Here is a 15,788-nt window from a genome sequence, read left to right on the forward strand (position 1 = left end):
CAGCAGGTCCGCCTCCGGGACGGCCTCGCTCACGCGGACGAGGCCGGCGGGCGCGGAGACCGCGGAGAGCACGAACAGGTCCTCGAAGTCGTCGGCCTCGTCGAGGACGTGGTCGAGGACGGCGGCCATCGTCGATCCCGTCGCGAGCATCGGGTCCGCGACGATGACGGTGTCCTCCGGGCGGATCTCGGGGAGCTTCACGTAGTCGATGGTGATCGGGAACTCGCCGTCGTCGGTCATCCCGGCCGCCTCGTCGCGACCGGCGGAGATGACGCCCTGCTTCGCGCGGGGGAACGCCTTCAACAGCCCCTCGACGAAGGGGGTTGCGGCCCGGAGGACGTTGATGATCACCACGTCGTCGAGTCCTTTCACGCGCTCGCCGGTCGTCTCCGCGAGCGGGGTCTCGACGGGGACGTACTCCGTCTCCATCCCGCCGTCGATGATCTCGTAGCCGCAGATCCGCCCAAGCTTCACCAGCCCCTTCCGGAACGCCACCTGTTCCGTCTCGGCGTCGCGCAGCCGCGAGAGGGTGTCCGTCGCCAGCGCGTGCGTGATGAGGTACGCGTCGTCGCGGTCTTCGATCGTCATTATACGGAACCGCGCCCGGAACGGTCTTAAAACGTGGCGAATCGAGCGCTCGCCGGACCGCGACCGGAGGGCAGCCCCCTCCGGCGACCGCACCTAGCGGAGCGCGGCGACGTACGTCACCGCGAAGAGGATCACGGCGAGGGTCGCGACGTTCCGGAGCGACAGCGTCGCCGTCCCGACGAAGTCGAGCCCCCAGACGATCATCCAGGCGAACCACGCCGAGAGCACGGCGTTCATCGCGAGCAGCACCTTGGGATCGCCTGAGGAGCGCTCGACGCCCTCGCGGATCCCGGCCTCGTCGCCTCCCTCGTCCGTGCGCTCCTCGGCACTCATACGCGGATTCGCGGCTGTGCGCCACTTAGCTCTTGTCCGTTCGGGCCGTACGGCCCTCATGATCGGCCCGGTCCGCCTCCGCAACCGACGCGGGGACCCCATCGATCCGATCCCCTTCCTCGTGACGACGGGGCTCGCGTTCGCGCTGGTCTTCTCGTTCGGGCCGCTGTACGGCCTCGCCTACGGGCTGTCGCTTTCGGCCGCGCTTGCCCTCTCGGCGCTCGGGTTCGTCGGAGTGACCATCGTCGCGTACCGACAGCTCGTCCGGTCCGCGCCTCCGGTCGGTGCCGGGGCGCTCCCGGCCGACCTCCGGTTCGAACGCCTGTTGTACGCCGGGGTCGTGCTGGGGATCGCGTTCCTTGCGCTCACGCTGCCGCTGCTGTGACGGGGCGCCGAGCGCGGGGCGGCCTCCGCGGGTCGGCTGTGCGAATCGGTTACACGACACCGGGGGACTAAGATGATCGATGCGGATCATTACGATATGGGCATCTTCGAGACGGTAACCGACGCGCTGGCGGGGTCGACGGGGACGGCACCCGGGGCCGCCGGCGACGACGGCTCCGAGGGGGCGTACTGGTGCGACGACTGCGGCGTCCGCGTCCGCGACGTCGACGTCGACGACGAGGGGCTCGACCGCGACGCGGAGGGGACGCCGACGTGTCCCGACTGCGGCGACCCGATGCGGTTCGCCCGCGCGACCGGGGGCGACTGCGCCTGCTGATCGCCGACCGCCGGTCGCGTCGAGGGGTTACGGCTCCCGGAGCGCGACCTCGGCGCCCTGCTCGCTCGGGAACGGGGCTGGGCCGACGTCGGCCGGGTCGTCACCGATCCCCGGGTCGCCGAGCTCCGCGAGTTCGTCGTCGGTCAGAAGCGCGTCATCGAGCCGGTCGACGAGCGGTGCCTCGTCGACTCCCGTGCCGATGACGACGAACTCGGTCCGGCGGTCGCCGTGGTCGTCGTCCCACTCTAGCTTCGGGCGGTTCGAGCGGAGCATATCGCGCTCGACCGACGGCAGGCTCGCGATCCACGGGCCGAGCGCCTCGACGCGGACCGACCGACCCGCCTGCCCGACCTGCTGGCGCTGGTCGGTGCCTGCGACCCACAGCGTCCCCTTCGAGCGGACCACGTCGGCGGGGAGGTCTCGGAGGAGAGCGGCGAGTCGGTCCGGGTGGAACGGCCGCCGGCGGCGGTAGGTGAATGAGGTGACGCCGTACACCTCGTCGGGGTGGCGGTGGTCGTGGGCGTGGTCGCCGTCGCGGCCGTGGTCGCCGTCGCGGCCGTGGTCGTCGTCCGTCCCGCTATCGGCGTCGGCGTCGTCGACCTCGGCAAGCGCGCGCTTCCAGCCGGGGAGTTCGCCGAGTTCCCGCTCGTCGAACAGCCCGACGCCGAGGATCCGGTCCGGGTCGACCGCGGAGAACTCCGTGACGACCGTCTCCGCGTCGGGCTGGAGCGCGCCCACGAGGTCGACCGCCTCGTCGATTTCCGCGTCGGTACAGAGGTCCGCCTTGTTACACACCACGAGGTTCGATACCTCGACCTGCTCGACGAGGAGGTCCGAGAGCGGCCGGTCGGCGTTGTCCTCGTCGCCGGTCGCGGCCCCGGCGCCGGCGTCGGGAACGACGCGCCGCTCCGGCGTCTCGTCGCCCGCGAACGCGTCGAGGAACTGCCGCGTGTCGATCACGGTCACCAGCGCGTCGACCCGGTACCGGGCCGCCGCGCGCGACTCGGTCGTGAACAGCCGCGCGACCGGCGCGGGCTCCGAGATGCCCGAAGACTCGACGACCAGGGCGTCGAAGGAGCGCTCGTTCGCGAGCCGCACCACGGCGCTTTCGAGGTCGTCCTGAAGCTCACAGCAGATACAGCCGTTCGACAGCTCCGTGACGCCCTCGACATCGACCTCGGACTCCTCGGCGATCAGGTCCGCGTCGACGTTCACGTCCCCCATGTCGTTGACGAGGACCGCGATGTCGCGGTCGCCGGCGTTCCGGAGCAGGTGGTTCAGAAGCGTCGTCTTACCCGCGCCGAGTCCCCCCGAGAGCACGGTCACCGGGATGCGGTCGTCCATACGGGCGGATCGGACACGACGCTCTTGAACCCCCGGCCGACACACGGAAACTCGGGCGGCGGGGCGAAAACCGGGCGGCGCGCGGGGCCGGCCCGGGGGGTGAGACCGACGCGGACCGGTCCGAGCCGATACGTTGATACGCCGCGGTCGTCGTACTCGCGATATGGTTCTGTCCGCCTCCGCCGTGTCGCTCGTCAGCGTCTCGGTGACGGTGCTGATGGTCGCCGCGATGCTGTATCTCGTCTGGGGATCGCTCGACAGCGACATCCACACGCCGAGCCCCGGTAGCGAGGACCACCCGGAACTGGACGACGACGGCGACGACAGCGACGAGGCGTCGGGCGAACTTCCGGACGGGAACGCCGCCTGACGCCGCGACCGCCGAGGCCGATCCGGCCGCGGTCCGCCCCTCGGCGGCCCGGACCGCGACAGGTTTTAACAGGGGAAGAGTGTCATGAGGAATGATGACAGTAGCAGACCGGATCGAGCGGTTCCGGGCGGTCCTCGAGGAGTGGGTCCGGGGCCTGTACCACGGGATGATCACGCACCCGGCCTACGAGAAGATCGAGAAGGAGGCCGAGGACGCCGAAGACGAATTCATGCTGGCGTGTTTCCCGGACGCGTTCGGGATCCCGTCGCCGGTGTCGTACTACACCGCCGAGCTGCTCCCGTACCTCGAAGACGAGTTCGAGGCGTGGGAGCGGCGACTGTGGGACCGCGAGACGCTGCTAGAGCGGAAGGGGCAGCAGTACCACTTCTGATGACCGGACGACACTCACGCCGCGACTGATGGAGCAGTTCGTCTTCTTCGGCGGCAAGGGCGGCGTCGGCAAGACCACGGTCTCGTGCGCGTACGCCCACCGCTGCGCGCGAGACGGTCTCCGGACGCTCGTCGTCTCGACCGACCCGGCCCACTCGGTGTCGGACGTGTTCGACCAGCGGTTCGGCGACGAGCCCGAGTCGGTCGCGGACGTCGACGGGCTCGACGCGATGGAGATCGACCCGGAAGACGAGATGCAGCGGCACCTAACGGAGATCCGCGAGGCGCTCTCGGAGCAGGTGTCGGCCGCGATGGTCTCGGAGATCAACCGCCAGCTGGAGATGTCTCACGGGACGCCGGGCGCGTACGAGTCGGCGCTGTTCGACGCGTTCGTCGACGTGATGCGCACGGAGAGCGAGCCGTACGACCGGGTCGTGTTCGACACCGCCCCGACGGGGTCGACGCTCCGGCTGCTCGGGCTCCCTGAGTTCCTCGGCGACTGGATCGACCGGCTGCTGTACAAGCGCGAGCAGTCGATCGACCTGTTCGAGAAGGCGGCGATCGGGGACATGGAGCCCCGGCGCCTGCTGGAGGGCGACCCCGTGATCGAGCGGCTCAACGAGCGCAAGGAGTTCTTCGAGTACGCCGGCGAGACGATACGCACGGACGCCGCCTTCTTCCTCGTGTTGAACCCCGACCAGCTCTCGGTCAACGAGACGGAACGGGCCATCGAGGCGTTCACCGAGCGAGACCTGCGGGTCCGCGGGCTGGTGGCGAACAAGCTCACGCCGTCCCCCGACGAGGGAGAGCAGGGGCGCGGAGCGCGCTACCTCCGCGAGAAGGTCGAGACCGAGCGCGAGCGGCTCGCGCAGGTCCGCGAGGGGTTCGACCCGCCGCTCGTCGCCGAGATCGAGTCGCGCACGACGGAGGTCCGGGGGGACGTGCTCGCCGACGTGGCCGCGTCGCTCGACGTGGAGCCGTAGATCCGTCGGAGTCGAGCGCGCGGCCGCGAGCTGGGAGAGCGCGCGCGGCGATCCTACTCGATCGCGCGCGGCGGCTGCGGTCCGTCCGGGTGCGCGCGAGGTGGGTCGACGGGCGATCTGGGCAGATTTTACCTATTAGTCAGAGAAATTAACTTCGTTTCGACGGTGAGTAGCGTTACTCGATCCGGGGGAGTCGTCAATCGTCATGAACGAAGATAACGTTTAAGTTCGACATAGTGAATCGATACCACGAGGCAGGGACCTTATGACAAGTATAATTTGGATCGTCGTCGCCGTACTCAGTACGTTCACCGTGGGATACGTGGGGTACTCGCGGTACCTCTCTCGTTTCGTCGATCTCGACGACGAGCGGGAGACGCCGGCACACAAGTACGAGGACGGCCAAGAGTACGTACCGGCGAAGAAGCCGGTTCTGTTGGGGCATCACTTCTCAAGTATCGCGGGCGGCGCGCCGATCGTCGGCCCGATCACCGCCGGAGCCATCTGGGGCTGGGTGCCGGCGCTGTTGTGGGTCGCCATCGGCAATCCGCTGATGGGAGCGGTCCACGACTTCATCTCGCTGTCCGGGTCGATGCGACACGAGGGGAAGTCGATCGGCTACATCATCGGCGAGTACGTCGGCGAACGCGGCAAGGACATGCTGCTGTGGTTCGCGTTCCTCACCATCATCCTCGTGGTGGCGGTGTTCGCCTTGGTCGTCGGGATCGTGTTGAACGCGTTCCCCTCGGCCGCGACCGCGAGCCTCGTGTACATCGCGCTGGCGTTCCTGTTCGGCGTCTACCTGTACCAGCTCGACGGCCCGTTCCTCCCGGGGACGGTGGTGTTCGTCGCGGGCGTGTTCGCGGGCGTCTGGCTCGGTATCCAGTACCCGATCGCGCTGTTCCCGGCGGTGGAGTCCGGGGCGTTCCCCCAGGGGACCATCGTCCTCTTCGAGTTCCTCGGTAACGGCGGGTGGCTGCCCGGAGCGGTGATGAGTGCGGACGCCATCCTCCAGCCGAACGTCGCCGCGTGGGTGCCGGTCATCCTCGTCTACGCGACACTGGCGAGCGCGCTCCCGGTGTGGGTGCTGCTTCAGCCCCGCGACTACCTGTCGTCGTTCCTCCTCTACTCGGGAGTCGGCGGCGCGCTGCTCGCGATTATCGTCGGAACGCTGCTCGGCACCTCGGCCCAGCCGCTGACCGTCGATCCCTCCATCGGCGCGTACATGGGCTTCTTCGGTAGCGAATTGGCCGTCGATACCCGGGGTATCACGCCGCTTTTCCCGCTGTTGTTCGTGACAATCGCCTGCGGAACCATCAGCGGGTTCCACTCGCTGGTGTCCTCCGGGACGACGGCAAAACAGCTGAACAAGGAGAGCGACGCTCGCCTCATCGGCTACGGCGGGATGCTCGGTGAGGGGCTGCTCGCGTCGGTCGCCATCTCGACGCTCGCGGTGGCCGGGGCGACCACGGCGGCCGCGGGCGGCGGCATCGGCGGCGCGCTGCCGAACTTCGCGACCGGCGGGGGGATCATCCTCACCAGCCTCGGGATCCCGCAGGGCGTCGGCGCGCCGTTCATGGCGCTCGTGTTGGTGAGCTTCCTGCTCACCTCGACCGACACCGCGGCGCGGCTCGGTCGGTACATGATGGAAGAGATCGTCGGAACGACCGGGAGCGGGACGACGACGGGCTTCTCCGCCGACCTCGGGAGCATCGCCAAGGGCCGGTACACGAATCCGGCCGTCCAGTCGCTCGTCGCGTACCTGCTCGTCATCTCCGGCGAGTGGGTGACGCTGTGGGCGCTGTTCGGTGGCGCGAACCAGCTTCTCGCGGCGCTGGCGCTGCTCGCCGGCACGGTCTGGCTCGCGAACTGGGACGAGTCCAAGCAGCTCGCCTCCACCGGCGTCCCGATGACGATCATGGTGACGATCACCGTCCTCGGGCTGTCGTGGGTGGCGCTGTGGGACAACCTCTATCAGAAGCTCATCCTCGGTAACGTGGCCGGACTCAGCGGCCAGATATCGGCGGTGGTCCAGATGGGGCTCGCGTTCGTCCTCATCTACCTGGCCCTGTCGCTGGTGCGGATCGGCTACGACAACATCACGACCGTGCGGAGCGACAGCGGAGCGGCCGCAGAACCGAGCGACGACTGACTGAGATCGGCCCGGTTCGGCGCGGTTTTTTCCGAACGACCGGCGACGGTCAGCGCCAGAAGCGCTTCGCGAACCGCGAGAAGAACCCTTCGTCCGGCGAGTCGACCCGTTCCCACAGCCGGAACGCGGCCGCGGTGTCAGCGTTCTCGCTGGCGACGAGTGCCTCGCGGTCGGGCGCGACCGCGACGAGGTTCACCTCGTAGTGGCCGTAGTAGCCGAACTTCAGCAGCGTGCGGTCGCTGAACCCGGCGACGAAGTCGGCGACGTCGTCCGGGATACGGTCGGCGACGACGACGACGGTGACGTCCGTGCCGTAGTGCTCCTCGTGGCCCTCGACGCGCTCGTCGGCGACGTCGTGAGCGAACTCGACCAGTCGCTCTAGCTCCCCGACGCTCGGGGTCGACACCCGGCGGACGTACACGTACTCCCGCATGTCGTGGTCCGCGTAGCTCAGCGCCGGGTGGAGGAACTGCTTCTGATTGCGTACCCGCATCTCGGCGGTCATCTCGAAGCGCTCGCCGTCGACGACCGCGTCGCGGTCGAGGTCGTAGCTGTACATCAGCCGGTCGGAGACGCGGTCGAGGTACTCGTCGTCGTACTCGGGGACGGCCTCGCGAATCTCCGCCGGCAGCTCCTCGGGGGCGCGGCGGTCGTCGGCCCCCGCCGGGTCCGCGGCGTCGGCACCCCCCTCGCCGTCCGCCTCCGGCTCGGCACGCTCACTCATCGGCGGGCTCGTACGCGACCGCGTCGCCGTCGGCCGGGGGCGCACCGATCGCCAGCACGGTGACGGGAGCGTCGGCGTCAGCCGGGTTGTACGCCCGTTGGGGGCTCTCCGGGTCGACGACGAACAGGTCGTCCGCGGGCACCTCGTATGTCTCGTCGGGGGTCTCGATCGCGAGGGTGCCGTCGAGCACGTAGAACGCCTCCTGTTGGGTCTCGTGGTAGTGGTACGCCAGCGGGAGCTGCTCGCCGGGGGCGGCCCTGAATCGGTTGATCGCCGCGGCGTCGAGCCCTCCAGAATCGGACAGCTTTCGACACTCGCACGGCCGGTCCGGCTCCGGGTCGACCGAGTCGACGTCGACGACACGATATCCCATGAGAACGCATTCCACGGAGCGAGTGAAAAGGGCGTCGGGAGCGGAGCGGGCGCGAGCGCCCCCGAGGCGTCGTTTTCCCGAGGCGGAGTTTTAACCGGGAGGACCACGTCGTGTGATGTGAGAGACCATGACAGACGAAGGAGACGAGGCGGACGGCGCGGTCGAGGCGGAGGCCTGCGGCCGCTGCTCGATGTCGACGGTCGTGGGGGCGGTGGCGAAAGACCAGTCCCCCGAGGAGCGCGCCGAGCGCGACCCGTTCCGCGGCGAGCGTATCGAAGTCGACGAGTCCGCCGTCCGGCGCGCGTCGCCGGCCGGCTACCTCGGCGAAGTTAAAGAGCGGCTCGACGCGGTCGCGCGCCGGATCGCGTACGGCAGGTGAGCGTCGCAGCGGTCCCGGCCGAGGAGGCGCGCGCCGTAGCGGTTCCGGCCGGCGAACCGAGCGGCCGAGTCCCGTCAGTTCGGAGAGACTTATACCCCTCCGTTCCGTAATGAGGGCAACCGATGGAAGAGAGCATCTCCGGCTTCAAGGTGCGCGGGGACTGGGGCGACGTCGTCGAACACGGCGAGCGGATCGCCTTGGCGCTCCGGGAGGTGGGCGTCGACAGCGACGCCTACTACGAGTTCGACGAGTGGCGTCCCAAGACCCACGAGCGCATCGACGAGGACGTCTCGGAGAAGACCGCGGCGCAGGCGTCCGTCGACGAGGGAGAGGGCGAGCGCGCGGGAAAATCGCCGGGCGACGACCTCCAGACGGCCGGCGAGAAGCTCACCGAGTCCTACGAGAAGGTCGAGGAGAACGACACCGAGAGCGCCCGCGAAAGCTGGGGCGAGTCGATCGGACACGTCGCCCGGGCGGCCGACTCGGCCGGTCGGAAGGCGATCCGGAAGGTGGAGGACGCCGTCTACCGGAACGTGATGACTCAAGTGGCGCCGTACTACTTCGACAACGATCTCGTCAGCGCCAACATCCAGGAGGTCGCCCGAGCCGAGGACGGCGAGACGTTCGTCTTCGAGGTGAACGTCAACGACGACGAGCTGAAATCGGAGGTGTCGGCGGTCCTCGACGAGTACGAGTCCGAAATCGACCGCTGGCACGTCGAGACCGAGAAGCGGACCGACGAGGTCGCGGCCGCCGAGGGCGTCGAGCCGCCCGCCGAGGAGGGCGGGCCGGACTCGACGACGACGTGAGGCGGAGCGTGTCGGGCGGCCGCGAACGCGGAGCCACATCGGTCGTCTTTAACTCGCTCACCGCTGAATCGAGCCCATGAGCGAGGTACTCCGAGTCGAGGCGGGCGAGCTGTCCGTGGACGAACTCATCGACGCGCTCAACGACGGGCAGCGGATCCTCGTCGACGTCGAGGTCGCGGGCGCCAACCACGAGGTCGCCCTCCGATACGACGGGGAGACGTACCACTGCGACACGCCGACGAACCTCCACCGGCACGCCGACGAGTCAGGGATGCGCGGCTGTATCGACCAGATGGGGTACGCCGCCAAGGAGTGACCACCCCGAGTCGGAGAAACCGGCATTTAACCTCGCCGCGCACGAATCGGCCCGCATGAGCGACCCCGAAATCGAGGACCTCGTTGGCGACGGCTCTCCCTCCTTCGAACACGTCCTCTCTTGTGTCTTCGGCGTGCGCGACCACGAGAGCCGCGCGTACCTCGCGCTGCTGGAGTACCCGGGCAGCACCGTGTCGGAACTCGCCGACGCGCTCGACCGGGACCGCTCGAACGTAAACCGTTCGCTGTCGACGCTCCGCGAGAAGGGGCTCGTCGAGCGCCGCCGCCGCCTGCTCGACTCCGGCGGCTACGTCTACCAGTACACCGCGACGCCCGTGCCGGAGGCCAAGCGCCGGCTCCACGACGCCCTCGACGAGTGGGTGGCCGACGTCCACGACGCCATCGACGGGTTCGAGCCGGACGAGAGCTGATCGCGTCGCTCGCGGCGACTACGTCTCGGACTCCGCCGAGTCCTCCGGCTCTTCTCCGGCGCTCAGCCCGTCGTCCTCAGGGCGGTCGAGCGCGCGCTCGGCGTCGTGGTGCTCGGAGTAGCCGTCGAACCAGCGGGCGATCCGCTCGATGCGGTCGACGACGTGCGCGGGCTCGCCGGACCGCGAGAGCTCGTGGCCCTCGCGGGGGTACCTGACGAATCGGGTGTCGACGCCGTTCTTCCGTAAGAGCCGGTGGTACAGCTCCGCCGTACAGATCGGCGTCCGGGTGTCGTCCTCGGAGTGAATCAGCAGGGTCGGGGTGTCGACCGCGTCGGCGTGGCCCGTCGGCGACTGCTCCCAGAGCCACTCCGGCTCCGCCGAGGGCACCGTGTCGAAGTCGCCCTCGACGAGCTTGTACGCCGCGTCGGTCGACCCGTAGAAGCCGGTGAGGTCGTAGACGCCACGCTGGGAGACGGCCGCGCGGAAGTAGTCCGTCTGCCCGACCGCCCACGCGGTCATGAACCCGCCGAAGGAGCCGCCGGTGACGAACGCGTTCGAGTCGTCGATCTGGGGGCGGTCGGCGACCGTCTCGACGCCCGCCATCACGTCGCGGAGCGTGATCGCGCCCCAGTCGCGCTCGATTGCTTGCGTGAACGCCTCGCCGTAGCCGGTCGAGCCGCGGGGGTTCGACCAGAAGACGGCGTAGCCGCGGGCCGCGAGCGTCTGGAACTCGTGCCACATCGTTCCGGCGGTCGACCACATCGCGTGCGGGCCGCCGTGGATCTCGACCGCGAGCGGGTACTGACCGTCCGCGTCGGCGGACTCGGCGTCACCGGCCTCGGCCGGCGGGGTCAGCAACCACCCCTGGATCTCGACGCCGTCGGACTCGAAGCGAAGCTCCTCGGGCTCGCCGACCGCGCGCTCGTCGAGGTAGTCGGCGTTCAGGTCGGTCAGGCGGGTCGTCTCGTCGGCCGCGGCGTCGTAGGCGAACGCGTCGCCCGGGTGGTCCCACTCGCTGGCGGCGAACGCGACGGTGACCGACTCGGGACCCGCGTCGGCGTCGCCCCCGACGGTCGCGCCCGAGACGGTCCCCGGCCGGAGCAGGCGCTCGGGCGTCTCGCTCCCGTCTGCGGGGACCCGCCACAGCGCCGTCTTCCCCTCGTCGGGCGTCGCGAAGTACAGCGTCTCGTCGGCCGGCCCCCACTGCGGGGTCGTCCCGCGGCCGAGGCCCCGGTCGACACCGCCGGTGAGGTCGGTGACCGAGCCCGACTCGACGTCGAGGACGCGGAGGTCCGTCGGCTGCATCGACACCTGCTTCAGCTCCGCATGCGTGAACGCGACGCGGCCGTCCGCGGTCGCCGCGAGGTCGGCGCCCCACCCGGTCGTGGTGTGGACGCGCTCGGCCTCGCCCGCGTCGAGGTCGTGGGCGTGGATCGCGATCTCGACGGAGTCGTCGGGGTCGTCGCCGACCGCCTCGGTGTAGTACAGCGTGTCGGCGTCGCCCCACGACGGCGCGGCGAAGTCGGCCTCCCGGTCCGTGACTCGGTCGACCGCGCCGGACTCGGCTGGGTCGGGGTCGGTGACGCCGCCGACCGTCGCGTCGGCGTCGACGACGTACACGCCGGGGCGTCGGCCGTCGAAGTGACGCTCGGCGGCGCGGTAGACGGTCCGGTCGATGACGCGCGGGTCGGGGTGGTCCTCGGGCTCGTAGTCGTCCGGCACCGCGAGGTCGCGGTCGGCCTCGCGGTCGTCGGCGGTCACGGACTGGACGAAGGCGATCCGCTCGCCGTCGGGCGACCACGCGATCGACGAGACGCCGCCGACCACGTCGGTGACGCGACGGGCCTCGCCGCCGTCGAGCGGGAGGACCCACAGCTGCTGGCGGTCGTCGGCCGCGCCGCGGGTGGAGGTGAACGCGATGCGGTCCCCCGAGGGACTCCAGCGCGGCTCGGCGTCGGCGCCCTCGGCGAGGGTGAGGCGGCGCGGCTCACCCTCGCCCGCTGCGTCGACGAGGTACACCGTCGCCTCGTAGCTGTCGTCGTCGTTCGGCTGTCGGCGCACGAAGGCGACGCGGTCGCCGCCCGGCGAGATCCGGGGGTCGGACGGGACCGCGATGTCGTGGTAGTCGGCCGCGGTGATCGGCTCCATGGGTGTGGGTCGGACGGGGGAGGCAAAAGGCGTCGGGAGGCGGAAAGGCGAGGATCGACAGGCGAAAGGCCGCGTGTCGGGGGACGGAAAGGCGAGCGTCAGGAGACGGAAAGCCGGGCGGCGGCGCGAGCGACGCCGACGCCGAGCCCGCGCCGTGGGCAGCGCCCAGTCGTCCGTCGCTCAGTCGCCGCCGTTGTCGAACGCGAGCGAGACGCCGTCGGCGTCGACGGTCGCGCCCGCGGCGCAGACCGGGTGTTCGAGGTCGGCGCCGAGCAGTTCGGTCGCGACGGGCTCGGCGTCGGTCGCGGTCAGGTCGTACGGCTCGGGAGAGTCCGTCTCGTAGGTCGCGACGACGGTCGGCTCTTCGACGGCCTCGACGAGGAGCGCGTCGCGGCGGACGGTTCCGATCGTCGCCGACTCAGCGCCGACCACGCCGGCGACGCGAGGCGTGTCGTAGTCGTCCTTCTCGTAGTCGAGCGCGAGCAGCGCGGAGGCGAGCGCGTCGCGCGCGGGGTACCCGCGCTCCAGTTTCTCCGCGATCGGGTCGACGTGCGAGCCGTTGCCGAGGACCGCCAGCGGCTCCTCGGTCGGGGTCTCGACCGCGCGAGCGCAGTTGTACGAGACGTAGGGGTTGTCGGTCTCCGGCGCGTCCGCGGTCGGGCCGACGGTGAGCGTCCCGCCGCGGTCGCGGACGCGGCGGTTCGGGAACGAGCGCGAAGAGACGCGGTAGCCGCCGATGCCGGGCGCGACGACGACGAATCGTCCGACGTACATACATTTTCGTGTGTATCGAGTCGCATAAAGCGCATCGATATGCGCACGAACGCGATCCGTGGGCGAGATGCCCTCTTCATGATCTGCCGCCGGCGACGGCGGGGCGGTGACGGCGGGACGGCGACGACAACAGTGGGGACGGGACGGCGACGACAACAGTGGGACGGGACGGCGACGACAACAGTGTGGACAGGACAGCGAGACAACAGTGGGGGCGGGCGGCGACGCCCGCCGGCGCCCGCCGATGCTCGTCAACCGATCGCACGGCGACCGCAACGCGCAACGCTTACAAACACGTACTGGCTATCCGTAGGTGCGCAGTCCATTGGGGTAGTGGCCAATCCTGTTGCCTTCTGGGGGCAACGACCCTGGTTCGAATCCAGGATGGACTACTTCTCTCGGTCTCGTTTCGAGTGGAACGGAGTGGCATCCACGTCTCGTGGTTTCCAGTTGAAACGAAGGGGTACCGATGAGCGGGCGGCCGCCGTCACTTCTCGACGTCCAACAGGGCGACCCGCTCGCGGACGACATCGGCGAGACCGCCGGTAGTCGCGGTGAGTTCGCGATCAGTGACTCCGTAGAACTCGCGCACCCGCTCCTTGTCGAAGTCGACCGGAAGCCCGGAGTCGTCGGGGTCGGTGCGCGAGTCGGCGGCGAGTTCGCGAACGGACTCGGTCGCCTCGTCGAGGTCCGCGGACGGGCGGTCGGCGCCGGACACGTCACCGAAGTCCGCGACGAGGACGACCGCGGCGCGCTCGCCCTCCGAGACGCCGAGTTCGAGCGCGCGGTCGATCTGCCTGCGCCCGGCCGCGTACAGCAGGACCTCGACGCCCGGGTCGCGCGCGACGGCCTCGCCGCGAGCGATCGCCCGCGCCGCCAGTCGCGCCGCCTCGCGGAGGTGCGTCGCGGAGATGACGAGGTCGGCGTCGAACGCCTGGACGACCGCGCCGGTATCGGCCGCAATCGCGTCGAGGTCCGCGAGAAACGCGTCGAGGTCGTCGATCGCGAAGGTGCCGGCGACGAGGCTGACCCCGGGGTCGGGCGCTGGCATCCCGTCGCCGCCGGCCGCGGAGTCGGTCATCCGAAATCACCCAGGCTGGCCTGTCCGTCGCCGTCGGCGTCCGCGCCCGCGGTCGCCGCCGCGGAGGCCGAGCTGTCGGGGTCGACGCCGTCGAGCGAGGGGTCCTCGCGGCCGGCGTTCTCCAGGATGCGCTCGGCGGTTCGCTCGCGGCCCCGCAGCGCGCCGAGGACGACCGCCTTGTCCGCCTCGCGGAGGTCGGCGCGGCTCTCGATGCCTGCCTCGTAGAGGCGGCGGGCGCGCTTCCGACCGACGTTGCGGACGCCCGCGAGGTCGAGGAGTTCCTCCCGGACCCCGTACTCCAGCCGCTTGCGGGCCTCGCGCACCTGGACGACGGTGTCGCCGTCGATCCCCTTTACGTCGCGCGCGAGCGTCTCGGCCGCCCGGAGGAGCCACTCGGCGGTGTCGACCTTCCCGCGGATGTCGCCGGGGCCGACGCCGTACCGCTCCGCGATCCGGTCCTCGTCCACCTCGTTAGCCCAGTCTTCGAGCAGGCGCCCCGTCTTCAGCGCGGCGAGCCAGTCCTCGAAGCGCACGTCCTCGTACTCGGAGGGCACGTCGCCGAGGAGCTCCGCCTCGTGCTCGTAGCAGACCTCGGTGTACTCCTCGCGGTCGCCCGACTTGAGGTACAGCTCGTAGGTGTCGGGCGTCCGGCTGACGAGGTGGTAGAGGCCGAGCGGCGTGACCGCCGGGGCGGCGTCGCCGGCCGACGCCGGCCCCTCTGAGGCGGGGTCGTCCGGTTCGTCCTCGCCGGCGCGAGTGTACGTGGTGAACCCGGGGTCGTCGGCGTCGGCGGTCGGGTCGTGGGCCGCGACGAACTCGCCGTCCGCGTCCGCGGATCCGACAGGCCCGGACCCGTCGTCCGCGACGGTCCGAAGCCCGTCGAGTATCTCGGCCGCGCTCATCGGGTCGAGGTAGAGCCGCGAGACGGTGTGACCGATCCCGGTCGCGGCGAGGCCCTCGCTCCCGCCGTCGCGGTCGCGCTCGACGAAGCCGTTGACTTCGAGGTAGTCGAGGACGGTGTCGGTGACCGCCGCGAGCCGCCCCTCGTCGTCGGTCTGCGTGGCGTAGAGCGTGTTGTCGAGGAACGAGAGGAGCCCGTCGCGGGTGGCGGCGAAGCCGGACGCGACCGTCGCGAGGACGTGGGTGCGGAGGGCGGGCTCGGCGGCGAGCTTCGAGCGGACGGGTTCGGCCTCGGCCCAGACGTACCGCTCGAACAGCTCCTCGCGGGTGTCGGCGTTGTTCGCGAGCAGCACCGCCTCGCCGTAGGGGTCGAGGCCGGGGCGGCCCGCGCGGCCGCACATCTGGTGGACCTCGAGCACGTCGAGCGGTTTCATCCCGCCGAACTCGCCGTCGTAACGCCGCCAGTCGCGGACGATCACGCGGCGCGCGGGCGTGTTGACGCCGGCCGCGAGCGTCGGCGTCGCGGAGACGCACTTGATGAGGCGGTCGCGGAAGGCGTCCTCGACGAGGCTGCGGTGCTCGCTCGCGAGGCCGGCGTGGTGGAACGCCGATCCCTCCTCGACCGCGTCGGCGAGGTCCTCGGAGGTGTCGGTGTCGGAGACGCCGCGGATCTCCTCGGCCAGCTCGCGGAGGCGGTCGCGCTCGTCGCCGGTGAGCCGCGGCCCCGTCACGTCGGTGAGCTTGCGGGCCGACGACTCGGCGTTGCGCCGCGAATTGACGAAGACGAGCGAGGAGCCGCCCTGGCCGTCCTCCTCGGTGTCCAGGGCGTCGGCGACGAGCCTCGCGGTCTGGTCCTCGCCGCGCTCGACTGGGACCTCGCGCTGGCTCCCGTCGTCGAAGTTGATCGCGTTGCCGAAGTGGACGCCGGTGTGGAGCTCGATCGGTCGCCAGTCGGACTCGACGAGTTCGGCGT

At 70.3% G+C, this 15,788-nt stretch carries 19 protein-coding genes and 1 tRNA gene; 11 read left to right on the plus strand and 9 right to left on the minus strand.

The window, feature by feature from the left end; all coding sequences use genetic code 11:
- Together upp and B9G38_RS09660 are read right to left on the minus strand one after the other, a co-directional pair.
- On the minus strand, positions 1–588 hold a 588-nt coding region (upp, locus tag B9G38_RS09655), incomplete at its 3' end, for a uracil phosphoribosyltransferase (RefSeq protein ID WP_086220237.1).
- 93 nt (positions 589–681) lie between these two features.
- On the minus strand, positions 682–921 hold the full coding sequence (locus tag B9G38_RS09660) for a hypothetical protein (protein WP_086220238.1): 240 nt from the start codon (positions 919–921) through the stop codon (positions 682–684).
- A 58-nt stretch (positions 922–979) separates the two neighbouring features.
- Between B9G38_RS09660 and B9G38_RS09665 the strand changes: the two genes are divergently transcribed.
- Positions 980–1,306 (plus strand): hypothetical protein, encoded by a 327-nt coding sequence (locus B9G38_RS09665; RefSeq protein ID WP_086220239.1) that lies wholly within the window; start codon positions 980–982, stop codon positions 1,304–1,306.
- Positions 1,307–1,402: 96 nt separating this feature from the next.
- Entirely contained in the window at positions 1,403–1,642 is a 240-nt protein-coding gene (locus tag B9G38_RS09670) for a hypothetical protein (RefSeq protein ID WP_049932002.1), read from the plus strand.
- Positions 1,643–1,669: 27 nt separating this feature from the next.
- Here the strand turns inward: B9G38_RS09670 and B9G38_RS09675 are convergent, their stop codons facing one another.
- Positions 1,670–2,986: a GTP-binding protein gene (locus tag B9G38_RS09675; protein WP_086220240.1), complete on the minus strand. Its 1,317-nt coding sequence runs from the start codon at positions 2,984–2,986 to the stop codon at positions 1,670–1,672.
- 163 nt (positions 2,987–3,149) lie between these two features.
- Between B9G38_RS09675 and B9G38_RS09680 the strand changes: the two genes are divergently transcribed.
- The 4 genes from B9G38_RS09680 (at position 3,150) to B9G38_RS09695 (ending at position 6,881) form a co-directional block, all read left to right on the plus strand.
- Positions 3,150–3,356: a hypothetical protein gene (locus tag B9G38_RS09680; protein WP_086216693.1), complete on the plus strand. Its 207-nt coding sequence runs from the start codon at positions 3,150–3,152 to the stop codon at positions 3,354–3,356.
- A 94-nt stretch (positions 3,357–3,450) separates the two neighbouring features.
- On the plus strand, positions 3,451–3,747 hold the full coding sequence (locus B9G38_RS09685; protein ID WP_049932143.1) for a hypothetical protein: 297 nt from the start codon (positions 3,451–3,453) through the stop codon (positions 3,745–3,747).
- Between the two features lie 28 nt (positions 3,748–3,775).
- Complete coding sequence (locus tag B9G38_RS09690; RefSeq protein ID WP_086220241.1) at positions 3,776–4,729, plus strand: TRC40/GET3/ArsA family transport-energizing ATPase; 954 nt, start codon at positions 3,776–3,778, stop codon at positions 4,727–4,729.
- Positions 4,730–4,994: 265 nt separating this feature from the next.
- On the plus strand, positions 4,995–6,881 hold the full coding sequence (locus tag B9G38_RS09695; protein ID WP_049931995.1) for a carbon starvation protein A: 1,887 nt from the start codon (positions 4,995–4,997) through the stop codon (positions 6,879–6,881).
- Between the two features lie 49 nt (positions 6,882–6,930).
- Here B9G38_RS09695 and B9G38_RS09700 read toward each other — a convergent pair whose 3' ends face one another.
- Positions 6,931–7,605: a hypothetical protein gene (locus tag B9G38_RS09700; RefSeq protein ID WP_049931993.1), complete on the minus strand. Its 675-nt coding sequence runs from the start codon at positions 7,603–7,605 to the stop codon at positions 6,931–6,933.
- Positions 7,598–7,978, minus strand: a complete 381-nt coding sequence (locus B9G38_RS09705) for a cupin domain-containing protein (protein WP_049931992.1) — start codon at positions 7,976–7,978, stop codon at positions 7,598–7,600. The genes B9G38_RS09700 and B9G38_RS09705 overlap by 8 nt, the downstream gene beginning before the upstream one ends.
- A gap of 127 nt (positions 7,979–8,105) precedes the next feature.
- Here B9G38_RS09705 and B9G38_RS09710 point away from each other — a divergent pair, with 127 nt between their 5' ends.
- The 4 genes from B9G38_RS09710 to B9G38_RS09725 all read left to right on the plus strand — a co-directional run bounded on the left by B9G38_RS09710 (position 8,106) and on the right by B9G38_RS09725 (position 9,912).
- Positions 8,106–8,357, plus strand: coding sequence for a hypothetical protein (locus B9G38_RS09710; RefSeq protein WP_086220242.1), 252 nt, complete (start codon positions 8,106–8,108; stop codon positions 8,355–8,357).
- A gap of 122 nt (positions 8,358–8,479) precedes the next feature.
- The gene (locus tag B9G38_RS09715; RefSeq protein WP_086216691.1) at positions 8,480–9,166 is read left to right on the plus strand and encodes a DUF5828 family protein; all 687 of its coding nucleotides are present in this window, start codon (positions 8,480–8,482) and stop codon (positions 9,164–9,166) included.
- 76 nt (positions 9,167–9,242) lie between these two features.
- The gene (locus B9G38_RS09720; protein ID WP_049931988.1) at positions 9,243–9,482 is read left to right on the plus strand and encodes a hypothetical protein; all 240 of its coding nucleotides are present in this window, start codon (positions 9,243–9,245) and stop codon (positions 9,480–9,482) included.
- A gap of 55 nt (positions 9,483–9,537) precedes the next feature.
- Positions 9,538–9,912, plus strand: a complete 375-nt coding sequence (locus B9G38_RS09725) for a helix-turn-helix domain-containing protein (protein ID WP_049931986.1) — start codon at positions 9,538–9,540, stop codon at positions 9,910–9,912.
- Between the two features lie 18 nt (positions 9,913–9,930).
- Here B9G38_RS09725 and B9G38_RS09730 read toward each other — a convergent pair whose 3' ends face one another.
- Both B9G38_RS09730 and B9G38_RS09735 read right to left on the minus strand, forming a co-directional pair.
- Positions 9,931–12,060: a S9 family peptidase gene (locus B9G38_RS09730; protein ID WP_086220243.1), complete on the minus strand. Its 2,130-nt coding sequence runs from the start codon at positions 12,058–12,060 to the stop codon at positions 9,931–9,933.
- A gap of 180 nt (positions 12,061–12,240) precedes the next feature.
- On the minus strand, positions 12,241–12,834 hold the full coding sequence (locus B9G38_RS09735; RefSeq protein ID WP_086216688.1) for an IMP cyclohydrolase: 594 nt from the start codon (positions 12,832–12,834) through the stop codon (positions 12,241–12,243).
- A 319-nt stretch (positions 12,835–13,153) separates the two neighbouring features.
- On the opposite strand from B9G38_RS09735, the gene B9G38_RS09740 reads away from it, so the two are divergent.
- Positions 13,154–13,226 (plus strand) — tRNA-Gln (locus tag B9G38_RS09740).
- Between the two features lie 95 nt (positions 13,227–13,321).
- Here B9G38_RS09740 and cgi121 read toward each other — a convergent pair.
- Positions 13,322–13,915 carry a KEOPS complex subunit Cgi121 gene (gene cgi121, locus B9G38_RS09745; protein WP_086220244.1) on the minus strand — a complete coding sequence of 198 codons (594 nt, stop codon included), beginning with the start codon at positions 13,913–13,915 and terminating at the stop codon, positions 13,322–13,324.
- A partial coding sequence (locus B9G38_RS09750; RefSeq protein WP_086220245.1) for a helicase-related protein occupies positions 13,912–15,788 on the minus strand: 1,877 nt, incomplete at its 5' end. The genes B9G38_RS09750 and cgi121, both read right to left, overlap by 4 nt.

The sequence above is a fragment of the Halorubrum sp. SD612 genome (assembly GCF_002135005.1).